Genomic DNA, 21,189 nt, shown 5'->3' with positions numbered 1-21,189 from the left:
TCGATAGCTGCTTGCAGTAATCTATTCTTAATGTCCATCCCCTTAAAGGACCTTGAGAATATCATTTGTTATTTGTTCTGTTATCACCTCACGATTTTCTTCACTCATGTGATATAGACTTATCCCGGACAGTTCTTTTATCTTGTCGAATTTCGCTTCCAACCTCTTCATCCTCCTTATACCTTTTCTGTGGCTGTTACCAACACTACACAATAATTCTCCGGAAAAGGATAAACACCTTTGAAAGATTGGGTTGGGTCGCAAATTACTTGGATCGAAGAACATATTACTATTGCATAGTGCATCTGGCGCGGACCCAAGCTATTGAAAGAGACCTTGAAAACGAAAAAACCGCACAAGGCGGTTTATAAGTCTACTCAATTATTCAACTATCATGCGTGCATACTGTAAACTCTAACCAAGAGGATACGCTTCCGAGCGGCGGCACAGCTAGAGCAAGCCCCCGCTGTACGGCTTCATCCAAGGTAAGCTTCGGCGGCACGTTGAACATCTCCAGCCCGATATTGTAGTCGCATCCAAAGAAGGGTGCTTCCGTGTCCGCCATGAAATTTTGCCAATACCATAGGTAGGGCCAAACGGTACCATCCCATCGAACCTCCAATGCGACGGAACGACTTGGGTTCGTTATTCGATATTTGTTGTCTTGCGTTAACAAATATAATAGCTCACGTTCCGTACCGGGAGCAGGCAGGCGTGACAAATCGACGATATCGCCGTTTTGCTCCATCAGAGGCCAGCTCCAGGTCTCCCCGCTTTTCGGATTACAGATTAGGGTACCCGGGTCGAGGCTGATGAAGCATTCTCTATCAAGAAAAGGCGCCCCGTATGCCAGATGATGCCCCCAATTGGCTTCCAGCGTCACAGATGGTGATAAATTGGTTATGGTCTCCTCGATTCGAACGGTTTCGCTTCCGGAAGTTAGGGTTATTCGTTTGGAAGTCAGAAATGGAAGCGAGCGGATCCGGTTCGTAAGCAGCACCTGAATTTCCTCCGGTTCATCCTTCACTATGTCATAGTCCCATGGCGTCATAGCCGATTCACCACGAAATACTGTGGCACCGCGGTAGGAAGAGTTGTAGCTGACTTCCGGAAACATCTCCTGCCAGCCTCCCAGATAACTCATTTCATAGTCCGTATATAAAGGATGATTAGGAAAAAAGCCTTTTTGTGAAAGCCAGATGAAGTCGGTATCCGATGGTTTATGAAGCCAGCGGATCGGCTCGCCTCCTTTGTCCAGCAGCAAATGAATGAGCAGCTTCTCATTCTCAAGCAGCAGCGAACGGCAATCTTTAAAATCCACGTCGTCTATAATCCGGCAGCCCGAATTACGCAGCGGGCGGTACAAGTGTCTCATTGCAGGCTCTCCCCCCTCACTCTCACACTCAAGTTATACTCCGAAAAATTGTTCTTCCAATGCAATACAAATGGCATGATATATGGGAAGATGCCTCTCCTGAATGTCCGGGGTTGATTGATACGGCACGCAGATGGTGACATCGCTCAGTTCCGCAAGCTTGCCGCCGGTCTGGCCCGTCAAGCCGATCGTGCTGACACCTAGAGCACGGGCAACTTGAACAGCCCGCAGGACGTTGGCGGAGTGGCCGGATGTGCTTATACCGAGAAGCACATCCCCTGGTTTAGCATAACCATAGACTTGCTGGGCAAAAGCCATATCCGGCGCTACATCATTGGCATAGGCGGAGAGAAATGCCGATTGACTGACTAGCGAGATAGCCGGTAAAGCCCCCTGCAAATGGTCGGCCAAGTAACTCCCCTCTGCGGGAAAAGCGGTAAGGAAGCCCTCCCGCTGCTCTCCGGATAGAGGTCTTTTGGACATAAAACCCTTCATCAATTCCCCAACTATATGCTCGCTGTCCGAGGCGCTCCCTCCATTGCCGCATACAAGCAGCTTGCCTCCCTGCCGAAAGCTGTCAGCTATCAATTCGACCGCTTTTTCGATCTGCTGCCGGCAGCCTGCAACATCCGGGTACTTGACAATAAGCTGGTGCAGCACGGTACGGGTCGCTTCCGGGTTGTACATGCTCATGCGGGTGATCATTCCTTTCGTCACTTGTTTCTTTTACCATGAATCAGAGCCTGCCATAATGCAGGAATCGTTTGCTGATGCAGCCCTTCAAAATGATAGCCCACCCCACCGAGGCTTGTGGGCCGATGAATGATATTTTTGCGGGGACGATAATAATAGTCCCAATCCTCATAGCCCACTTTGCTATTGTAATCACCAAGTTTTACAATATCGAAATTAGCTGTCGTTATTCGGCTTACGTCGTAGCCTAAGTTGCGAGCAATGGACAACGCTTTGAGGAACACCTCCGGTCCGGTCACCGTAGAACCGAAGTTGGCGAATACGCCTCCGTCCAATCGGGATACCGTGCGGGCATATATTTGGAAGTCTCTTCCGCTCGCCCCGCCTTGCACGGCAAAATCGGTTTCCGGGTGCTGCTGAACCGCGTCGGTTCCGATCGTAACATGGACGGTGCAAGGAATCCCCTTATCCGAGCAAGCTTGCAGCAGGCTCCATTCACGATATGGATACAGCTGTTCATGCCGGGTCATATGATGCATAAGACTTTCCCCGTAGCCGAGCCCCAGCGCATACCCTTCACTAAGAGCACCGTGCAGCAATGCTCCCGGTTCTTGCCACATGCCGAAGCTCCCGCGAGTCAGCGCCTGATTATCGTCTTCTTCGGTATGGCCGAAGGCGGCCAATTCGATATCCTGAAAAGCGCCGGCTCCATTCAATGCCAAATGCGTGATGTATCCGTCACGAATCAGCTCTACAAGCACCGGAGATACCCCGCTGCCAATGACGTTACCGCCAAGCGAGACCAGGACCTCCTTGTTCTGTGTTTTTGCAGTGCGAACGGCCTCCACAAACGCTTTAAAGCCAGGCGTATCTGCCGCCTCCCAGTGGTTCAATTGGTCAATTTCACCGCCACCAATCTTCCTTGGCGCTTGCAGCGAATCCGCATGCAGCCTGCTTTTTCGTTCGGAAATGGGGTATAGAACGCGACTCTGTTTTGACAGTCGCTCTGTGCGCTTATACTCCGGAAACACGGCCCCAGTTTCCCGCTTGCGCTCCAGCACGCGCTTGTACAGCTGCGGGATTGTAGCTTGATGAAGACCGTGGAACAAATATCCCGTTCCGCCGATTTGCTCCAGACGATCCATGAAATTACGTCTTGGCCTATAATAAAACTCCGCTTCCTGCTCCGAAGGGCTCACAGCATCACTGACAGGGACGATATCAAAGTTGGCCGCGGTAATAGGTGCCATGTGAAGGCCTTGATTTCGGCAAAGACTGAGAGCTTTTAGAAAAATCTCCGGTCCGGAAATGGCCGAGCCGAAATTCAGGAACACACCGCCCTCGGCCATCTTGGCTACCGATTGGCACATCGTTTCAAAATCTTGCCCGCTCGCCACCCCAAGCGATTGGAAATCGGCAGAGGGATGCTGATGAATGATGTCGGTGCCGATGGAGATATGGCACGTATAGGGTACACCGGAGCGCTGGCACTGCACGAACACGCAGTCGTCATAATGCGGGAACCGCTCCGGGTACCGGTCCAGATACCAATACAGGCTTTCGCCATATCCTAGGTTAAGCGCCGCTCCCTGCCGGATCGCCTCGTTCATGTAACTGCCGGTTTCTTCCCACATGCCGAACGATCCGTCTTCGATGGCGCGCGCGACATCCTCCGAGGTCTCGCCCAGAAAGGCCAGCTCGAAGTCGTGGATGCTCGTAGCCCCGTTTCCCGACACATGTGTCAGGATCCCGCTGCGTACCATTTCGATGACGTATCGGGACATGCCGTTTTTGATCACATGCGCGCCCATGGACCATATTACAGGCTTGCCTGCTGCTCTGGTCCGCACAATCAGATCGACCAACCTGTCAAAACGATCAACATCTCTATCTTTAAGGGGCCAATCTTCCACGACGTCAGCCATAGGTCTGGCCATGTTGCGGATCGTAACCAGATTCGTGCGGCTGTACACGGAGTTTGTCTTGATTCCTTGGAAGGCTAATCTCTCGTGCCGTTTCATTGCACCAATTCCTCCTTCGTCTTGTTGAAAAGCGGGACTAAAGCCAGACAGAACCCTATTAGAAAGTTTGCATGCTTACAATCCCAGCCGCTTCAGCCATTCCTCCGTATTAACAAAATCACCGGCAATCCAATCCGCTCCTGCCGCCATAAGCCTATGCTTCTTTACTGGATGGATGCCGGTCCGAGCTTCCTCGTCGCTCGCCAGTCCGAGAGCCAAGCTCCCTGCTTCTTTGGCAAGCCGTATCTCCACCTTGCCATCCCCGATGACGGCGAGCTCATGCCCGGCCAGTCCCTTGTCGTGCATAAGCTCCCGCAGCACCTTTTCCTTGGAGCAATCGGCTTTGCCGACCGGCGCGCCTGCAATCGCACGGAAATATTTTGCAACTCCCAATACCTCCGCTTCACGCACTACGTCCGGATGATCGGTTCCGCTGGCAACATAGAGCTCCAAACCGCGGCTGTGGAGCGTCCGTATGAAGTCCGCCGCCCCTTTTATCAAATAATCGTCCGCTGCGGATTGGCCCAAAGCTAACTGGTCAACTCGCTTCATGACCTGTTCCAGCAGCCTTGAATTATAAACCGCTTTGTACGCCCACTCGTCTTTGACCGTCTCATTCCATCCGGCGGAACGAACCTTATCCGCCAGCCACTGCATTTGGTAAATCGTCTGAATCCCGGTCGACTGATCGATATATGCCGCGATGTCGCGGTCCAGCCGTTCTTCCTCCTCTGCACTAAGAGAGTGGCTGCCGGCAATCTCCTCTTTCATGAACGGCGCCATGATACATTCCCAGCCGGCGCGAAGAGTCGAGATCGTTCCGTCAAAATCAAACAACACGGCTCGGATCTTCCCCATAGCATCATCACCCATTTTCTTAATTATTAAGTTAAATAAACGGATTCGTACCAAATATCTATCGCTTTCGCCGCTTGAGCGCTCAGAACGGCACCACTGCGAGTTTTGGAGCTCATTGTTATACCATGCCGGCATACAAGATGTTTGGCCGTTGCCGTGAACCCCATGCAGAGCACGCCGTCCAAAAACATAAGCTGTTGATGAGCCTTTACGGCGGCTTTCTCGGCTGTATCGCCCTGCAGCACCGCATTATTCCATAAATCCAGAACAATGTCTGACGCAGCGGTGGAAGTGATGGCCATAATCCCGCCTGCTCCCTGACGGATTGAATCCAGCATGAACGCGGTGTTCGCCTGGTACACGATGCCGCCTTGAGCGATTTTGGCCTCTATTCCTTCCAGCGTGCAAGTGGTGTCCTTGATGCCTGCAACACGGTGCTGTCTGACCAATTGCCCATAAATAGCCGGATCAATGAAGTGAGGCTTAAACAGGGGAAACTCGTATAAAAGCACCGGAATCGGTGACACCTCTGCCATCCTGGCCAAGTATTCGCCAAGCTGGCTCGGAACCGTTCCCAATCCCGGCGGCGCCACGAGTACAAGGCCTGTTGCCCCGGTTTCCGACATACGAAGCAGCTCCTGCTCATGCTCTTCTATATTAGTGCCTACATTGGCCGTAGCGATGACAGGCGTGCCTGCAGCTCTTCTCACCGCTCGGCGCGTCAATTCCAAGCGTTCATCCGCCGTCAAAAACGCCATTTCGCTGCTGCCGCATGAGGCAAACAATCCGTGCGGGCGCTTGGAAAGCTGCCAATCGACGTACCTGTCGTACACGTTCCAATCAATCGCTCCTGTCTGCGTAAAAGGAGTGAGCAGCAGCGCGAACACGGCGCCAAAAGCACTCGATAGCTCCAAATTAGACTCGTTCATTCAGATTACACCCTCTTCCTGTCATAACGGTCTTTTATTTCTTCAGGAGAAGCGGATCCGGTCTCGCCAATTTTGCTAACCGCAACCGCTGCTCCCAAATGAGCGAACGCAGCCGCTTCCGGACCGATGGCGCCTACACCGAGCGCCGACATCAGCGAAGCCGAGAAGCAGTCCCCGGCGCCGACGAAATCAATAGGCGGCGGTACTTTTTCTGTCGGCACATACATGCAGCTGCCGGTATCCAGCCATAGGGCACCTTGCTCTCCCATAGTTAGGCAGCAAGGTGCCTGAATGCTCTGCGCCAGCGCTTTCCCAGCTTCAAGAACATCCGAATCGATAACATATTCTGCCTTGTTCCCAACGGAGCGCTGATGCCTCAGCCGTTCGGGAACTCGCTCCTCCCTCGATCGGGAATGCCACTGCAGCGCCTCCACCTCGTTTGGCTTCACGAGAATTCCGTCATACAGTCCGATATGGTCGCGACTATCCGCAACGACAAGCTTTCCTTGCTTGGCCCAATACTGCAGCCTGGCACGAATCATTGGACCGATGACGCCAAATCTAAGCTGATCGGTCACGCCGATCACATCAACCCGTGCAGCCATACGATCCAGGTTCTCAAGCAGCCTCTCTACAGCAATATCGCCGAGTGGGGCGTAGTTGGTGTAATCGATACGCGGATCTTCCTGCTGCGAATTTTGCAGCCCATGGCGGATCGTCTTGCAATACGCCGGAGTCGTCCAGCTGCGCTCCTCCCATACAAGAGAAGTGTCGATACCGTTGGACTGAAGGGAGCTGGTTAACAGCTGGCCTCGCCAGTCACGGCCGATCACCGAGCAAAAAAGCACTTCGGAGCATCCCAAAGCTTTAAGATTCACGGCAACATTGCCTGCAGCTCCTGGTGAGAAGCGCTCTCTTACGACGGGCAAATTAAAATGCGGCGTTTCGCGCGACAGCTCGCTTAACGTCATGTCCGCATGTAAATACATATCCAGGCAGCCGTCGCCGATGACGCCTACTCTCAGCTTCGATATTCGTTGCAGAAGATCAGCCACCCGCTCTCGGCTAAGCCCTTCATATACCGGAACGGAGCATTGTCCGTTCCGGTTCTCATCGTTGTGTACCATACCTGTTCCCGTTCCTTTCCTGCTCTCAGCTTGTAATGCTCTCCCCGCCTAAGCTCATACCGTTAAGCTCATACCGCTTAGCTCACACTAATCGGATGCGGAACGTCTTCAGCTCATACGGCGAGAAGAATGCACGGAATTGATGCGGCTCATGCAGGATGTCTTCACCTTCCCGCTCAAGCAGGTTCACCTCTTCAACCTGTTCGATGGCAAAATGTGTTGTAAACTGAACCTCCCCGCGCTTCCCTGCAAATTCGTAGCAGCGTACGATCCAGTCGTTCGAATCTTCCGCCCGCTTCACGGTATCGATGACGACATGTTCGCCGCTGGCGCTGAGAAAGCTCAGCTCAGCCGGAAGCGGCTTTGCTGCAGCCTCAGTCCCCGGTTCGGGCAGCGAGACGACGGTTACGGGAATATTCAGCCGATGCGCCTGCTGTACCGTACCTGCCGCGAACCAATCCCCTTCATGCGGCAAAATCGCATAAGTAAACGTATGCTCGCCCAAATCGCAGGTCGGATCCGGCATATTGGACGATTTGATCAGCGTCAGCCTCATGACATGATCCCGTACGTCATGTCCGTATTTGCAATCGTTCAACAAGCTGATGCCGCAGCCGCGTTCGGACAAGTCGATCCAGCGGTGCGCGCACGTCTCGAACCGAGCGAAGTCCCAGCTCGTGTTCCAGTGCGTCGGGCGCTGCACGTTACCGAACTGGATTTCGTGCGTTGCCGACGCTGCCCGAACGCGGACCGGGAACGCGACCTTAAGAAGCTGCTCGCGTTCTCTCCAATCGACCCAGGTGGAGAAGTCGATCCTTGGATTATCAACGTATACGATCATGTCCTGCTTCAGCACGGTCTCACCGTAATGCCATACGAATCGGAGCACGGCCCTCTGTGCGTTGTGGTCAATGAGCTCTATGGATCTTAGGTCTGTCACGGCATAGGTCTTCTCGTAATAAAAAATATCGATCTCCCAGTTATCATGGGCCGTCGGTTTGTCTTCGTGCACATCGAAGCGGTTCGCGACCTCGCCATCCGCTATCAGGTTCCGCATCATGCGTTTGTCAAACAGCTTGGTCAGTTGGCCAGCCGCATTCCATTCAATTTCATAGAAAGGCGTCTCCATCCGCTTTCCCGAGATGTCCAAGGTGATTTGACTCGCTGTACTTTCCAGAATGCCGGTGCCAACATCAGCCGCTCCTGCAAATTCTCCAGTGACCGGCCCTCCCTGTGCGGCGTCCTCCATATGAATCGAGGTATATCCCAGTGCAGGAATGCTCTTGACGTAAAGCTGCAGCGTGTCTCCATTCGGGCGGTGCACCAGCTCGGCAGAGAGCAGTCTTCCGGACGCGTCGCGCCACCGCTTGCCGGTGAAGCTATCGTCCCACGGCAGCTCGATCAGCTCGTCACGGCTCCAGGGCAGCGTGTTGACAACCAGCCAGCCGGGCTGTCCTCCCGTCTGCACGCTAGCAGACAAGCCGAGCAAGCTGTCTTGGAGCGAGCGTTCGGCTAGCTGCTCCGCCTCTGCGTATTCGATGCGGCAATCCTCGTACACTTCGGGAATCGAGGAGCCGGGCAATATATCGTGGAACTGATTGCGCAAGACTATTTTCCAGCTTTCATCCAGCTGTTGTTTCGGGTAAGAGGCAAAATCGCTCACCGAGCCCCAAAAGGTCGAGACAACTTCCGCATCGCGCAGCTTGTTTTCCATATGCCGATTCATTTTTTTGACATAAGCCTGGGAAGTATAGGTCCCTCTGTGCAGCTCCAGATACAGCTCGCCGTCCCAACGGTGGACATAGCGGTCCGTGTTTTTCACCTTCTGCTCTAAAGCCTGGAAGAAGGTATCCGCGCGTCCCATCGTCACCTTAGGAAGACCCGGCATTTGCTCCAGTCTACGGCGCATTTCCAGCATCGTTCTCGTCGGCCCGCCGCCGCCATCTCCCCATCCGAAGGAAAGCAGCAGCTCGTCGTTCACTTCTTTGTCACGATAATTGTTCCAAATCCCGTTTACCGTCTCCGGCAGCACTTGGCCGTTATAAGTATACGATTTGGGAAAGGCATCCTCTTTCATCCCGGGGTCCGGCGTTGTAATGTAATGTGTCAGGATTTCGCTTCCGTCGATGCCTCTCCAGTAGAACGTATCGTGCGGAAAACGGTTGTATACGTTCCAGCTGATTTTGGTCGTCATAAAATAGCGCAATCCGCTTTTCTTCAAAATTTGCGGTAAAGCCCAGCTGTAGCCGAACACGTCCGGCAGCCATAAATATTCGCATTGCACGCCGAACGTTCGCTCATAGTAGCGCATGCCGTACAGCAGCTGGCGCACCAGCGATTCCCCCGAAGGGATGTTGCAATCCGACTCCAGCCACATCGCCCCGGAGGCTTCCCACCGGCCTTCCTTCACTCTTTCTTTAATTCGGGCGAAGAGCTCGGGGTAATCGTGCTCGATATAATCGTAGAGCTGCGGTTGGGTTTGTATAAACGTGTATTCGGGAAACTGCTCCATTAAGCGCAGAACGGTAGAGAAAGAGCGGGCCGCCTTCTCCCTCGTATGCCTAAGCCGCCACAGCCAAGCAACATCGATATGCGTATGACCGATGCAGCGCACGGTGACTTCATTGAGCTTCGGTATGCTCGCCAGCTCTTCCTTGAGCTTGCTGTTGGCCTCACCTACGCTGGAATAGAACGAATCGCTTGCCGGATACCGGTATTGGATGAGCAAGAAAGATCGATCCAGCGCTTTGAGAATGGCCTGGCGCTCCCAGCGGTTTTCATGAAGCACTTTGACCGTTTGCAATGCCGCCGTCGCCGTGTAATACAGGTCGTCCGCTTCGGTTTCCAGCAATGCCAGCTCGGACTTTTGCAATTGATGCCATTGCTCCACCCGTCCCTGACCGCCGCTTAAGCCGCTCCATACTTTAAACAGCAGCTCGACTTTCTGACCAATCAGCTCTTCGGGGAAAAATACCTCCTGATGATAGGTTCCCACGCCCTGAAACGGGGACCCGTTCAAATAAAGCAGAGACTCAAAGCCGGAATTGTGCCCGGAGCCGGTTTTGCCGAAATCGAACAGACCGACCACCGGCTTCCCCTGCCACTCGGCAGGAAGCGTAACTTCTGCCTTAAGCCATGCGGTAACGTCCCATCCTCCCCATCGCTCACCGATCGATACCTCGCGCCATTCGGCATCTTCCGGCGGTAAGGCTCCAATATCTGCCTGATCGTCCAACCAAAATTGGAACTTGGGGATGATCCTCGAGTGGCTATAGCGGTACTTCTCGAATTCGCGCAGTCTTCGACTGAGTTTTTCGTAGGTTAACAGCATTCGAACGCCTCCAATTAAGTCAATGTCTCCTGATTTATCTTATTCATTAAGCTAATATAAAAATGAATGGCCTCGATCATAATTCCAATAAATTAGTCTCTACAATCTCTTGCTCCGGATCCAGTGGGAGGAAGAACGTCTTGATCTCGCATTTGCCGAACGATGCCGTCCATTTGCGTCCCAACAAGGGAAGCTCTATCGTAGTTGTAGCCTCTTGCCCGCTCGTTTCATAGCAGCGCAGAATAAATCCTTCACCGGCTTCGGCTTTTTTGAACGCAGATACTATAACCCGCTTCGAAGTCACTCGAATTCCTTCATAACGCTGCGGCAAAGCTCCTTCGTGATACGTTTCGATTACGGAAGACAACGGGACGTTCAGCTCAAAGGCTTTCCTGAATATTCCGGCAGCCTGCCAAGAGCCTTTGTGAGGAACCAGCGAATAAGCAAATTCCTGTACCCCTTGATCCATATACTCGCATAGCTCGTCGCGCTGTCCGTAATGGTCGGCATAAATCGCGCCGCGCGCAACCGTCATCCGCATGTCGTTGTCTTTGACATCGAAGCTGTATTTGCCGTTGTTCAGCAGCGCCAATCCGTAGGATTGTTCCTGGTTCGGCGTGGTTCCCGTGACATCCAGCCATTGCTGGCCCGCCTCCTCTTCGCCATTGACCGGCCTTTCGATGGTGCCGAACGGGATTTCGTAGGCTGCCACCGGGTTATGGACTCGTACGGGAAACGACAGCTTGAGCATTTTGTGCCGCTCCTGCCAATCCAGCTTGACTCTAACCAGAACATCCGGGCGGTCTTGGTGCAGCATGAAATCCTGCCGCAGCACCGATTTGCCGTACCGGCTCGTCACCCTCAGCCAGGCCCGGATCGGCCCAGCTTCGATGACCTTGACCTCTGCATCGGCAAACCGGCCTATTTCGTTGCGAAAAGCGAATGTTCCGTGCGCCCAGGTGTCGCACTCATGCTCGTCGATTACTATTGGGACGGCTGCCGGTCCAGCCAGTACATCGATACCGTGCCGCTTGTCGAACAGCCGCTTCACGTATCCGGTATGCGGCTCGAGCTCCAGACGGATGAACCCGTTCTCGAGAGTAGTCGGTGTAGCGGATAATTCTGCGTAATCCTGATCGGCGTCGTTTTGCAGCTTCGGCTGCTCCCTGTAGATCCAATACACCCGGTAGCCCATCGCCGGCACCTGAGCGAGGAATAACGTATCGTGTTTATCTCCTCCGTTCGTCCGTGAAGCACGTACCTGCTGGATCTGTTGCGGAACATCCGCTTCGTCCGTGACCCCTTTCACTTGCTGGGGAATTTGAACCGGAGCCGTCACCTCCCAGGAGTGCGGGTTAAAGACGACAAACGGAACGCCCATATTATTCTGCTCCCACAGCGTCCTGTCTTTATCCCTTGTCAGCGAGACAATGCCGGGGCGCATGGTGCCGATGGACCACGATATTTTTTGCATGGCCGCATTCATGGTTTCAGCGGCGATATGGAGCGCGTGACCGTAGCTTTCTCTGGAGTCCTGATACGCCTCCTTGATGCTGCATCCGCCCAGGATGTCGTGGAACTGGTTGAACATGACGCATTCCCATGCTTCTTGCAGCCGCTTAGCATCATATGGCAGCTGGAGCAACTGATGTGCCGCAGCTGCCCACTTTTCCGCCGTAATCAGCCGGTGCTCCGCTTCTCTGTTGCTTGCTTTCGTCTCGGAATGTGCCGAGTAGCAGCCGCTGGCATGATGCTGGAGATCCTCTTGGACAAGCGGCAGCCGCTGAAGCTCCGCCGCTGCATTAACGCTACCAGTGAGACGTTCGAAATATGCATTCGGCGAGCTGTGCACAATCGCCTCTGCCCCCAGCTTCTCCCGCGCGGAGCGGATTTCATGCAAGTTCGCGATAGTTGGCCCGCCTCCGTGATTGCCTACGCCGTAAAAGCACATTTGCTCGATCCGTTGCACTTGCATGAGCTCGCATAGCGCTTCGATTTTCTCCGTTATGCCATCTTGCAGGCGGGTTGTATAGCCGTTAGGAATGCGGTAAGTCAGAACTCTGCTGCCGTCCTGGCTTTCCCACCAGAACAGGTTCGACTTCATCGCCTTCTCATGATCCTCCGGCCGCATGAATACATAGTAATCCATGCCGCTTAGCTTCAGGATTTGCGGCAGCATGCCGTGATGGCCGAACGAATCGACATTGTAGCCTACCTTGGCCATGACCCCGAACTTCTGAAGGAAGTACCTTTGGCTGTACAGAGAATGGCGCGCGAACGATTCTCCCGAAGGCAGGTTGCAGTCGGGCTGAATCCACCAGCCCCCAACGATGACCCATCGCCCTTCCGCTACCCTTTGGCGCATTTCGGCGAACATCTCCGGCGCATTTTCTTCGATCCACCGATAGTAAGCGGCTCCGGCGCAAGTGAATATGAATTCCGGAAATTCCTTCATCCGGTCCAGCGCCGAACGGAACGTCGCCTTAATCTCGGCAAAGCCCTCCTGCCATCTCCACAGCCACACAGGATCGAGATGGGCGTTTCCGATCATGTGCAGCTGCCGGCCGGACGCAGCCACTTGGTTATCCATGCTGTGTGATCCCTCCTAATCCACTTGCTTTCGATAGCTTAAGGGCTCCCGCCTGACGCCTTTTGAACGGTTGCTTCCCTCTCGCTTTTCGTTTGACTTAAATCCCGGTATTGTTTGGGAGTTATCCCTTCCATTTTCCGGAAATAGCGGATGAAATTTTGTGGCATATTATACATAAGCTTCTCCGATATATCGGTAACGGTCATGCTGGTTTCGACCAGCAGCTTCTTGGCCATATGCAGTCTGTGCCTGGATAAATAATCACTAAAGACGAATCCGGTTTCCTTGCGGAACACGCGGCTGATATATTCAGGGTGGTAATTCAGCCTGGCCGCGCAGGATTCCAATGTCAGCGGTGAATCGTATTCTTGATGAATGAGCGCCAGCATTTGATCGGAAATTTTCGTCTGAAGCAGCTCTCGACGAGCTTCGATATAGTCCATAAGCGGCTGAAGCATCGTCGTTTGCAGCCAGACGGTAATTTCTTTGTTCGATTTGAGAGATAGAATCTCATTCACTACGGCTTTGTCTTGAGGAACGATATCGTTCAAATGGGCTCCCTGTTCCTGAACGAAGCGCATCAAATCCGCCACCAGCCTGATCAAGAGCAGCTGAAACTCCTGCTGGCTGATCGCTTTACGGGTAATGAAGGCCATAAATTCCTCCAGCAGCTGACGGCACCGGTCTTCCTCCAACAGCTTGATATGATCGAAGAGCTCATGAACGATTTGCTGCGGATAAGTAACGGGAGAGTCGACGGCTTCGAACTGAATGTCCTCAAGGAACACAATGGACTGCTGATCCAGCCGCATCCCGCAGGACAGAGCTTCTTTCGCCTCCCGGAACGCTTTGGGCGCATCCAGCCATTCCGTAATCAGAGGGCTGATGCCAACACTGATTTTCAGATGTAAATACACCGCCACAGCGCTCTGGAGCTCTTTAGCCCATCCGTAAACATCCTGCTTCCATTCTTCCGATTGCTCCAAATGACTCCCCAGCAGAGTCACTTGGAAGTCGCTTATAACAACCGGATTCAACCGGAGCTTGTGAGGAATGATCTCACCTGCCATGTTATTGACGGCAAAGATGAGCAGATCGCGGTCCCGGTCCGTGTAATTGGTGCCGTCCAGAGTATCGATGCGGACGCACAGAACCTGGAGCCGCTTCCAGTCCGCCAGCTCGCCGCCTGCGATGCGATCCGTTATTTCCTGGGAGCGGACTGCATCCTGCAGCAATTTATGCACCCAGAAGTCCTGAACCTGCTGTCTCATGCGGCTTTCCTTTCCCATGAGCATGTGCATGTTTTTTTCGATCCAATAAAATTCGTCGCTTTCGACGGTGCTGCCTCGCATATCGGACGAATCGGTTACGAGATCATACAGCTTGCGAACGGGGCTGTAGAGTCTGCGCGTTCCGACAAAGGAAGCGGCAAGAACCAATAACAGCACAGCCAAGCAGATGGAAAGCGTGACCCAGCCGATCGCTTTGGATTCTTTGGTAATCTCGCTCAGGTTCGTTTTGGAAACGTAGATCCATCCATTGTAATTCGACTTGCGGTAAGTAATGCCGTAGTTGTCTTGGTTGGATTGAAACTGACCGGCCTCCGTACTTACTTGCTTTAACGTCTCCATATACGGCTCGCCCGACAGATCTTTGCCAACCCAATCCTGATTACTAGCCGCGATAATCTGATATTGTTCATTTAGCACGAACATTTCACTGGACTCGCTGTCTGAGGGAATCATTTTATTTAATTCCTGACTGGGCAGAACCGCAACGAGAATCCCAAGCGGATTTAATGAATTGATCGGGACCGTTTTGACGGTAGCCATACTCCACAAGGGAGCGGCTGCATTCTCTACATGGGGCGGACGAAAAACGGTCCAGAAAAACAGCCTCCCGCTGTTGGCATAATCAGCGAAAGTAGAGTTCAGTCCGCTCTCCTTCAAGGACTCTTTCCCTGCGCTGCTGAGAATCCAATTTTTGTTGAAATTCACCAAATAAACATCCGACAATCCGTATTCATAAAGCTGGAGCCGGTATAGCGATTGCATTAATTTGTCGTACGACTGATAGTCTTCGCGGCCGAGCTCTTGCTCCATAGAGTCGAGGACCAACGGCGAGTTGGTAATTTGGCCTTGAGCGTTATCGACCATTTTGAGCTTTTGCTCGAATCGAAGCTGCGTTTGCTCAACGCTCTCCCTGTCGCTGCGGTACGCCTTTTCCAGTAAGAGCTGGGATGATTTTGCGTAGGAAAAATAACCCAATGCCATGACGGGAATCAAGCCTATCAAAATACAGAACAAAAATAATCGTTTAAAGTAAGTAAAACGGCCGTTCTTCATGGTTCACCTCCAGCTCATGGAACAAGATCCCGCACTAAGACTTCAAGTCTGCTGCCAATTAACGCGCAAGCTCCTCCAGCATTTCGTCCGGAATAGCCGCCAGATAAATATGCGGAATTCCGGTTACATCCGAGTTGTAAACGACCATTTTGCCATCCGGGCTAAAAGAAGGGTGCGGATGGGTCCATTGGGGATGACACGACGAGCTGTTGGGATAGCATAAGACTTTATGCTTCTTCGTTGCGACATTCAGCAGATGGATGCCGTGATCGGGCCAGTTCGTATCGGATACCATCCATTGTCCGTCCATGCTGCTGGAGGCGTGCCAATAATGCTCGCCATGAACATACATCTCGGGAGCGGCGTCCCCCTCGGACATCACGGCGATGCCCTGCAGCTCTTTCTCCAGATTGGACATGATCCGTTTGGTTCCGCCTATCCACATCCAATGCCCGTTACCATAGGGCAGCTCCAGCGGGCGAAGGCTGCTGCCATCACCGTCGATAAGCCAGATGTTCCGGTTGTGCTGATCCGGGCCGCACTGAAAGGCGATGACCTTCCCTTCCGTCGGCTCCACCTGGGTATGCGTGATGTCGGGATGCTCGAACAGTACCTCGGCTTCCTTGCCGTCCGTACTAAACCTTGCAATGCCACGCCTGCCGTTTTTTAACGTGGCTTCCACGTAATATTGCTTATCGTCATAGGTCATGCTTGCGGACTCGGCGAACCAGGTTAGCGGCTCTAAATAGCTGATCGTTTCTTCCTCGTACGAGTGCATGGAGACCCTGCGAAAATATCCTTCGTCCACATAGTACAGCCAGTTTCCGTCATACGACACCATAGCCCCCCTTACGTACGGGCGGTCCGTCAGCTGCACCAGTCCCATTCCATCAATATTCACTTTGAATACGTCGACTCTGGAATCGCGCTTGGCATACTGGTACGAATGGAACACCAGCGTCTTGGAATCGGGCGTAAATGCGTTGATGTGAAAATACAGCTTGCTATTAACCGTCGGAAACGCGGTTAGCTTCGTAATGCGAACCCCTGTTTTGCTATCGGTGAAAAACTGCCGTTCAGAAGGATAAGACTGACCCCTTGCCATACACTCACTCCTCTAATTAGTTCATTAGTTTTACAGCTGGCTGCCATTGCTTGCAGCCTGTGCAGATGCCTTGGCACGCAGCACCATTCTTGTGCAATGCAGCTCCTCTTCCAGCGTCAAGGGCATCTCTGCCCGGCCGAGAAGGCTCATCATGTAAAGATCGAAATAGCTGTATGCGGGCTCTTGGAGCTCCAGAGGACCCTTATCGACATTTCCGATGACTAGCCTGGTTCGGGCGCCTCCGTCCGTACTTTCTATCATTCCTTCGGTACCGAAGATGCGCAGATGATCGTTGCCCCAGCAGCCTGTGCCTCGAGGGTTCAGATAATTGACGATACTGCTTGCAACGCCTCCGTTTTCCAGCTCCATCAGTAAGCTTGCCGCCATGGGCAGCCTCCCCTCTGCACAGGGATTTCCCAAACGCGTCTCGACCGCTGTAATAGCTTTGATCCTCACTCCGGCGACATGCTCGATCAATCTAACGGCGTGGATGCCGTTCTGGCCTATAAGCCCGCCGTCTATCGCCTCATCCTGCGGACGTTCGTCATGATACGGATACGACTTTTGGACGAATATTTGCACAACGTCGCCGATACCGCCCGACCGAACGAATTCCCGTATGGCCATGTACGGCTGCTGGAACGCGGTTCCGGCCATTTCCCGGAATCGGCATCCCGTCGCCATGGATGTCTCTATTAAACGGTCGACATCGCTTTCCTGCATGGCGCAAGGCTTTTCAGCGTATACATGCTTTCCTCGCCTCATGCACAACATCGCTTCCTCAGCTTGCTTTGCCCTTATTGGCGAGCATAGGGATATGACCTGCACTCGTTCGTCTGCTAGCATTGCTTCTAAAGTGTCGTACACACGGATGCTGGAATCGGCTTGCTGCTCAGGAGTAAGCTGCTTAAGGTCCATGCCTGCAATTGCGACGAGCCGGGCATCGGGATGGTCGCTCAGCTCTCCATGAATTTGATGACCGCCGTTATTTCCGTATAAACCGATGCCGAGCTTCATTCGTCCTCCCCGATCTGCACGATCCTGCCTGTTTTCTCGGATAGGTTCATAGCCCGGATGATCCTGATCCCTTCGACGATATCGCGGATATAGCTGTCCTCATTAGGCCGTCTATCGCGTACGGCCCGATCCAGTACATCCCATTGATACGCTCCGGAATCGCCGGTCACTGCCGCTTCCTCCGTCACTCTCTCGCCTGTTGCCCGGTCCTTGGTGACGAGGAGGAGCCGGCTCGGCTCTCCGTCCTGCTTGGGCAGCACATGACCATAGATCGTGCCGTGCTGGAAGTTCAAGATCATCGGAGACTTATACCTTTGACTGTCATCTACGCAAAAGCTGCCGAAAATGTTGGCAATAGCGCCATTTCTAAAACGCAGGCTCAGCTGTGCGTTGTCCGCCGTCGGCCGCTCCGTGATCAAGCGCGAGCTCATTACGGCAGCCTGTTGAGCTGGACCGAACAGGCGGACCATATCGTTGATGATGTAAATGCCGAGCCGGAATATCGGCGCAGCGGGGCATTGCTCCGGATCGTCGTACCAGCCGCCGTCGGGCCGCTCATGGTAGTTGACCCATATATCCGAGCGGCAGCCTACGGGGATTCCGAGGCCGTACTTCTCCCTCCACGTTTGAATATGACGAAGGGAATCGTGCCATACCGGACCTGGAGAGTTCAGATGAACGACCCGTTTCAAGCGGTTCGCCTTTGTGAGGATATTCAGCGCTTTTTGCGGATCCAGCTCAAACGGCTTTGTCGTCATAACATCTCTCCCGGAGCTTATGATCCGGTCAATCAGCTCCGCTCTTCCCGCCGGCGGCGTAAATAACCCGATCACTTGAACCTCCGGATCGGCAAGGAGGCTCTCCAGCGAGCCATAAGGCTTCGCTCCATACTTGCTGGCGCATGCCTCTGCTTTGGCAGAATCGATATCGCACACGGCATGAATCCGAAAGCGGCGTCCCCCGTCCCCGTTCAGCAACTCCTCGATTACCGTACTGCCGAATCGAAGTCCAACTATGCCAATGTTGAGCTTATCCATTTGAAGTTTCACCTGCCGAAAAAGGATTTCATTCTCATATGCAGATTACCTTTGCAGCTCTTCTCTGAGCTGATCCGGAATGCGGACGATATACATTTGGGCTGTTCCCGTCCGGTCGGAATTGTAGACCACATACTTGCCGTCAGGACTGAAGGACGGATGCGGATGCGACCATTGCGGATGAGAATTGGAGCTCTCGGGATAGCATAGAAGAAGCGTCTTTCCGATGGATATGCGGTTCCTCTCTTCAAACTCCAACACTCCTGCCGATGGGTTATTTGTTCTTGGACTTGGCGAAAATGTCAGCGAATTCAGTCAGCACTTTATCGCCTCCGGCTTTCTTCCAGTCCTCCTGCACCTTTTTCCAGCCATCTTCGTCGATTTTGCCCATAATGAATTTGACCGCACCGTCGGAAACGATTTTCTTCAACTCGTTGCTTTTTTGGCTCCAGGTTAGAGATTCGAAATACAGGCTCAGCGCCGGATTGGTAACGACTATTTTAACGTTGTCCTTGATCAGCTGCTTTCCTTTCGTAGTCAGCGGATCTTCGCCAGTCAACACCAGCTCCTTCGAGCCGTCATCAATGCGAAGCTCTCCCAAACCAAGCGTATCGTTGTTGAATGCGTCGTCGGAGACGATTTTTTCCGCTTGACCGTTCGTCAGCTTGTATTGCTTGCCTTCGATTCCCCAAGTCAGCAAATTGACGGCATCCGGTTCCTGCAGCCTGTCGAAGTAGGCCAATATCTCCTTGAGCTCCGCTTCCGTCTTCACGGACGATTTCGGGAAAAGGTACACGCCCGTATAGCCCGGCTGAGACCAGATGCGTTGCCCCTTCGGCCCCGTGATCGTATCGAGGATGCCCACTTTAGCCTGGGGATTGATCTTCCTGAGCTCCAGCTGCATTTTGCCCACATCGTCAAACAGCCCCAGGTTGATTCCAGCCTTGCCCTGATTGTACAGCGAGTTCATCTGCTGCTCTTCCGTCACAACGAAATCCTGATTCATCAGCTTCTCGTCATACAATCTCTTAATATATTTCAGAGCCTCGAAGTATTCGCTGGTCATAAAGGAAGGCGTAAACTGCCCGTTCTCTTCCTTCCAATCGTTCGGAGCCCCGAACCATGAGGCGATATGAGGGATTAAATAGCCTTGCCCGTCTTTAAAAGCGAGTACGCCATACGTATCGTCCTTGCCGTTTTTATCGGGATCATTCTTGGTAAACGCTTTCATCACCTCGTACATTTCCTCGGGAGTTTTAGGCTCCTTCAGGTTGAGGTTATCCAGCCAATCTTTGCGGAACGTGACGCCGAAACGCGCAAGAGGTCTCGACCGGTATAAACTGTACGTTTTTCCTTGTATTTTCGTGCTTTCAAATTGAACCTTGCTGAGAGCGCTCAAGTTTTTATAATCTTTCAGATAAGGCCCGATTTCCCAGAAGAGCCCCGATTTAATAGCATTCACCAGGGGCGGCGAGGAGGAGTTCAATGCCAGCAGCACCTTAGGGAGATCATTGGAAGCGATCGATACACTGACTTTATCGTCATAGGCCGAGCGCGGTACCCAAGTCATATCAATCTGGGTATTCGTCATCTCTTGCAGCTTTTTCCATATGTCGCTTTGGTTATTGGGCGGCTGAGGTGTGTAATAAGTAGCCATAATGCTCAGCTTTAAAGGTGCTTTCGGTCCTTCCGTCGATTGGGACGCGGACGGAGCTTTGGCAGCTGCGGGGGTCTCTCCGTCCCGGCTTCCCTGCCCTCCTCCGCTGCACCCTACAACAACCATGGACAGCGAAACCAGTGCGCTTGCTAAGGCAGCAGCTTGTTTTTTCATGGCGGCTCTTCCTTTCGACTCGCATATTTTTATTATCCTTTAATCGACCCTAATAGTACACCCTGGGCAAAATGTTTTTGCAAAAAAGGATAGACCATAATAATAGGAAGCGTGGCGACTACGATCACCGCCATCTTGACCGTTTGCGGCGGGATCACATAAGCGGATTCCGAGGCGTAGCTGGCATCCCCGATGCCTCCCGACGACATGATGACGATTTGCCGCAGCAAGATTTGAATCGGCCACTTATGCGAATCATTGATATAGAGCAAAGCGCTGAAGAAGGTGTTCCAATGACTTACCGCATAGAACAAGGAAAAGGTAGCGATAGCCGGAAGTGACAAAGGAATCACGATTTTCCATAGCAATGTCGGGTCGTTGCACCCGTCGATTTTGGCGGATTCTTCATATTCAATGGGCAGCTGCTTGAAGAAATTGATCAGGATGATCATATAAAAGGAATGTATCGCACCGGGCAGCCACAAGGACCAGTAGGTATTCAACAGACCTAGCGACTTGACCACCAGAAAGGTGGGGATGATTCCGCCGCCGAACAGAAGGGTGAATACGACGAGCAGCATGATCGTCCGTTTGCCTTTTACATTGCGCGACAACGGATAGGCCATGGATAGCGTCATCGCCATGTTGATCAGAGTGCCGGCGACCGTAATGTAAATGGTAATCAGCAAGCTGCGAAGCAGCGTATTTTCGGAAAATATATACCGGTACGCTTCAAGGGAAAGCTCCTTGGGAAACAGAATGAACTTGCTTTGCAGTACCTCCGTAGGCGAAGCCAGCGATCCGGCCAAAATATGGAGAAACGGAAACAGCGTTAGCAAGGCGAGCAGCGAGAGAAGAGCATAGTTGCCGATATCGAAGACGGTGCCTGTGATAGAGCGTTTGCGCAATCGGATACACCTCCTTTTTACA

Annotated in this window: 15 protein-coding genes; all 15 read right to left on the bottom strand. The window is 52.8% G+C overall.

Going from position 1 to position 21,189, the window contains the following annotated elements; all coding sequences use genetic code 11:
* Nucleotides 1-385: 385 nt before the first annotated feature.
* The 15 genes from ACFQ88_RS19220 to ACFQ88_RS19150 all read right to left on the bottom strand — a co-directional run bounded on the left by ACFQ88_RS19220 (nt 386) and on the right by ACFQ88_RS19150 (nt 21,167).
* Nucleotides 386-1,375 (bottom strand): aldose epimerase family protein, encoded by a 990-nt coding sequence (locus ACFQ88_RS19220; protein WP_379455491.1) that lies wholly within the window; start codon nt 1,373-1,375, stop codon nt 386-388.
* 33 nt (nt 1,376-1,408) lie between these two features.
* Nucleotides 1,409-2,068 (bottom strand): D-sedoheptulose-7-phosphate isomerase, encoded by a 660-nt coding sequence (locus ACFQ88_RS19215; RefSeq protein WP_379455489.1) that lies wholly within the window; start codon nt 2,066-2,068, stop codon nt 1,409-1,411.
* Nucleotides 2,069-2,088: 20 nt separating this feature from the next.
* Nucleotides 2,089-4,089: a GSU2086 family protein gene (locus ACFQ88_RS19210; RefSeq protein ID WP_379455487.1), complete on the bottom strand. Its 2,001-nt coding sequence runs from the start codon at nt 4,087-4,089 to the stop codon at nt 2,089-2,091.
* Between the two features lie 75 nt (nt 4,090-4,164).
* A complete protein-coding gene (locus tag ACFQ88_RS19205) occupies nt 4,165-4,947 on the bottom strand; it encodes an HAD family hydrolase (protein ID WP_379455484.1) in 783 nt (260 codons plus the stop codon).
* A 26-nt stretch (nt 4,948-4,973) separates the two neighbouring features.
* A complete protein-coding gene (locus ACFQ88_RS19200) occupies nt 4,974-5,876 on the bottom strand; it encodes a dihydrodipicolinate synthase family protein (RefSeq protein WP_379455482.1) in 903 nt (300 codons plus the stop codon).
* A 5-nt stretch (nt 5,877-5,881) separates the two neighbouring features.
* Nucleotides 5,882-7,003 (bottom strand): bifunctional heptose 7-phosphate kinase/heptose 1-phosphate adenyltransferase, encoded by a 1,122-nt coding sequence (locus ACFQ88_RS19195; RefSeq protein WP_379455480.1) that lies wholly within the window; start codon nt 7,001-7,003, stop codon nt 5,882-5,884.
* Between the two features lie 82 nt (nt 7,004-7,085).
* The gene (locus ACFQ88_RS19190) at nt 7,086-10,334 is read right to left on the bottom strand and encodes an alpha-mannosidase (protein WP_379455475.1); all 3,249 of its coding nucleotides are present in this window, start codon (nt 10,332-10,334) and stop codon (nt 7,086-7,088) included.
* 76 nt (nt 10,335-10,410) lie between these two features.
* A complete protein-coding gene (locus ACFQ88_RS19185; RefSeq protein ID WP_379455473.1) occupies nt 10,411-12,924 on the bottom strand; it encodes an alpha-mannosidase in 2,514 nt (837 codons plus the stop codon).
* A gap of 38 nt (nt 12,925-12,962) precedes the next feature.
* Nucleotides 12,963-15,269: a helix-turn-helix domain-containing protein gene (locus ACFQ88_RS19180; RefSeq protein WP_379455471.1), complete on the bottom strand. Its 2,307-nt coding sequence runs from the start codon at nt 15,267-15,269 to the stop codon at nt 12,963-12,965.
* 58 nt (nt 15,270-15,327) lie between these two features.
* A complete protein-coding gene (locus ACFQ88_RS19175) occupies nt 15,328-16,374 on the bottom strand; it encodes an oligogalacturonate lyase family protein (protein ID WP_379455469.1) in 1,047 nt (348 codons plus the stop codon).
* Nucleotides 16,375-16,404: 30 nt separating this feature from the next.
* Nucleotides 16,405-17,391, bottom strand: coding sequence for a Gfo/Idh/MocA family protein (locus ACFQ88_RS19170; RefSeq protein WP_379455467.1), 987 nt, complete (start codon nt 17,389-17,391; stop codon nt 16,405-16,407).
* Nucleotides 17,388-18,428, bottom strand: a complete 1,041-nt coding sequence (locus ACFQ88_RS19165; RefSeq protein ID WP_239625400.1) for a Gfo/Idh/MocA family protein — start codon at nt 18,426-18,428, stop codon at nt 17,388-17,390. The genes ACFQ88_RS19170 and ACFQ88_RS19165 overlap by 4 nt, the downstream gene beginning before the upstream one ends.
* 45 nt (nt 18,429-18,473) lie before the next feature.
* Nucleotides 18,474-18,686, bottom strand: coding sequence for a TolB family protein (locus tag ACFQ88_RS19160; protein ID WP_379455463.1), 213 nt, complete (start codon nt 18,684-18,686; stop codon nt 18,474-18,476).
* A 16-nt stretch (nt 18,687-18,702) separates the two neighbouring features.
* On the bottom strand, nt 18,703-20,259 hold the full coding sequence (locus ACFQ88_RS19155; protein ID WP_379455461.1) for an extracellular solute-binding protein: 1,557 nt from the start codon (nt 20,257-20,259) through the stop codon (nt 18,703-18,705).
* Between the two features lie 32 nt (nt 20,260-20,291).
* Entirely contained in the window at nt 20,292-21,167 is an 876-nt protein-coding gene (locus ACFQ88_RS19150) for a carbohydrate ABC transporter permease (RefSeq protein ID WP_379455459.1), read from the bottom strand.
* Nucleotides 21,168-21,189 lie beyond the last annotated feature (22 nt).

Origin of the sequence: Paenibacillus sp. NPDC056579, assembly GCF_042793215.1 — a bacterium.
Lineage (GTDB): Bacteria > Bacillota > Bacilli > Paenibacillales > NBRC-103111 > Paenibacillus_S.
Note: the sequence above shows the minus strand (reverse complement) of the source record. Positions and strands in the feature narration are given on the sequence as shown.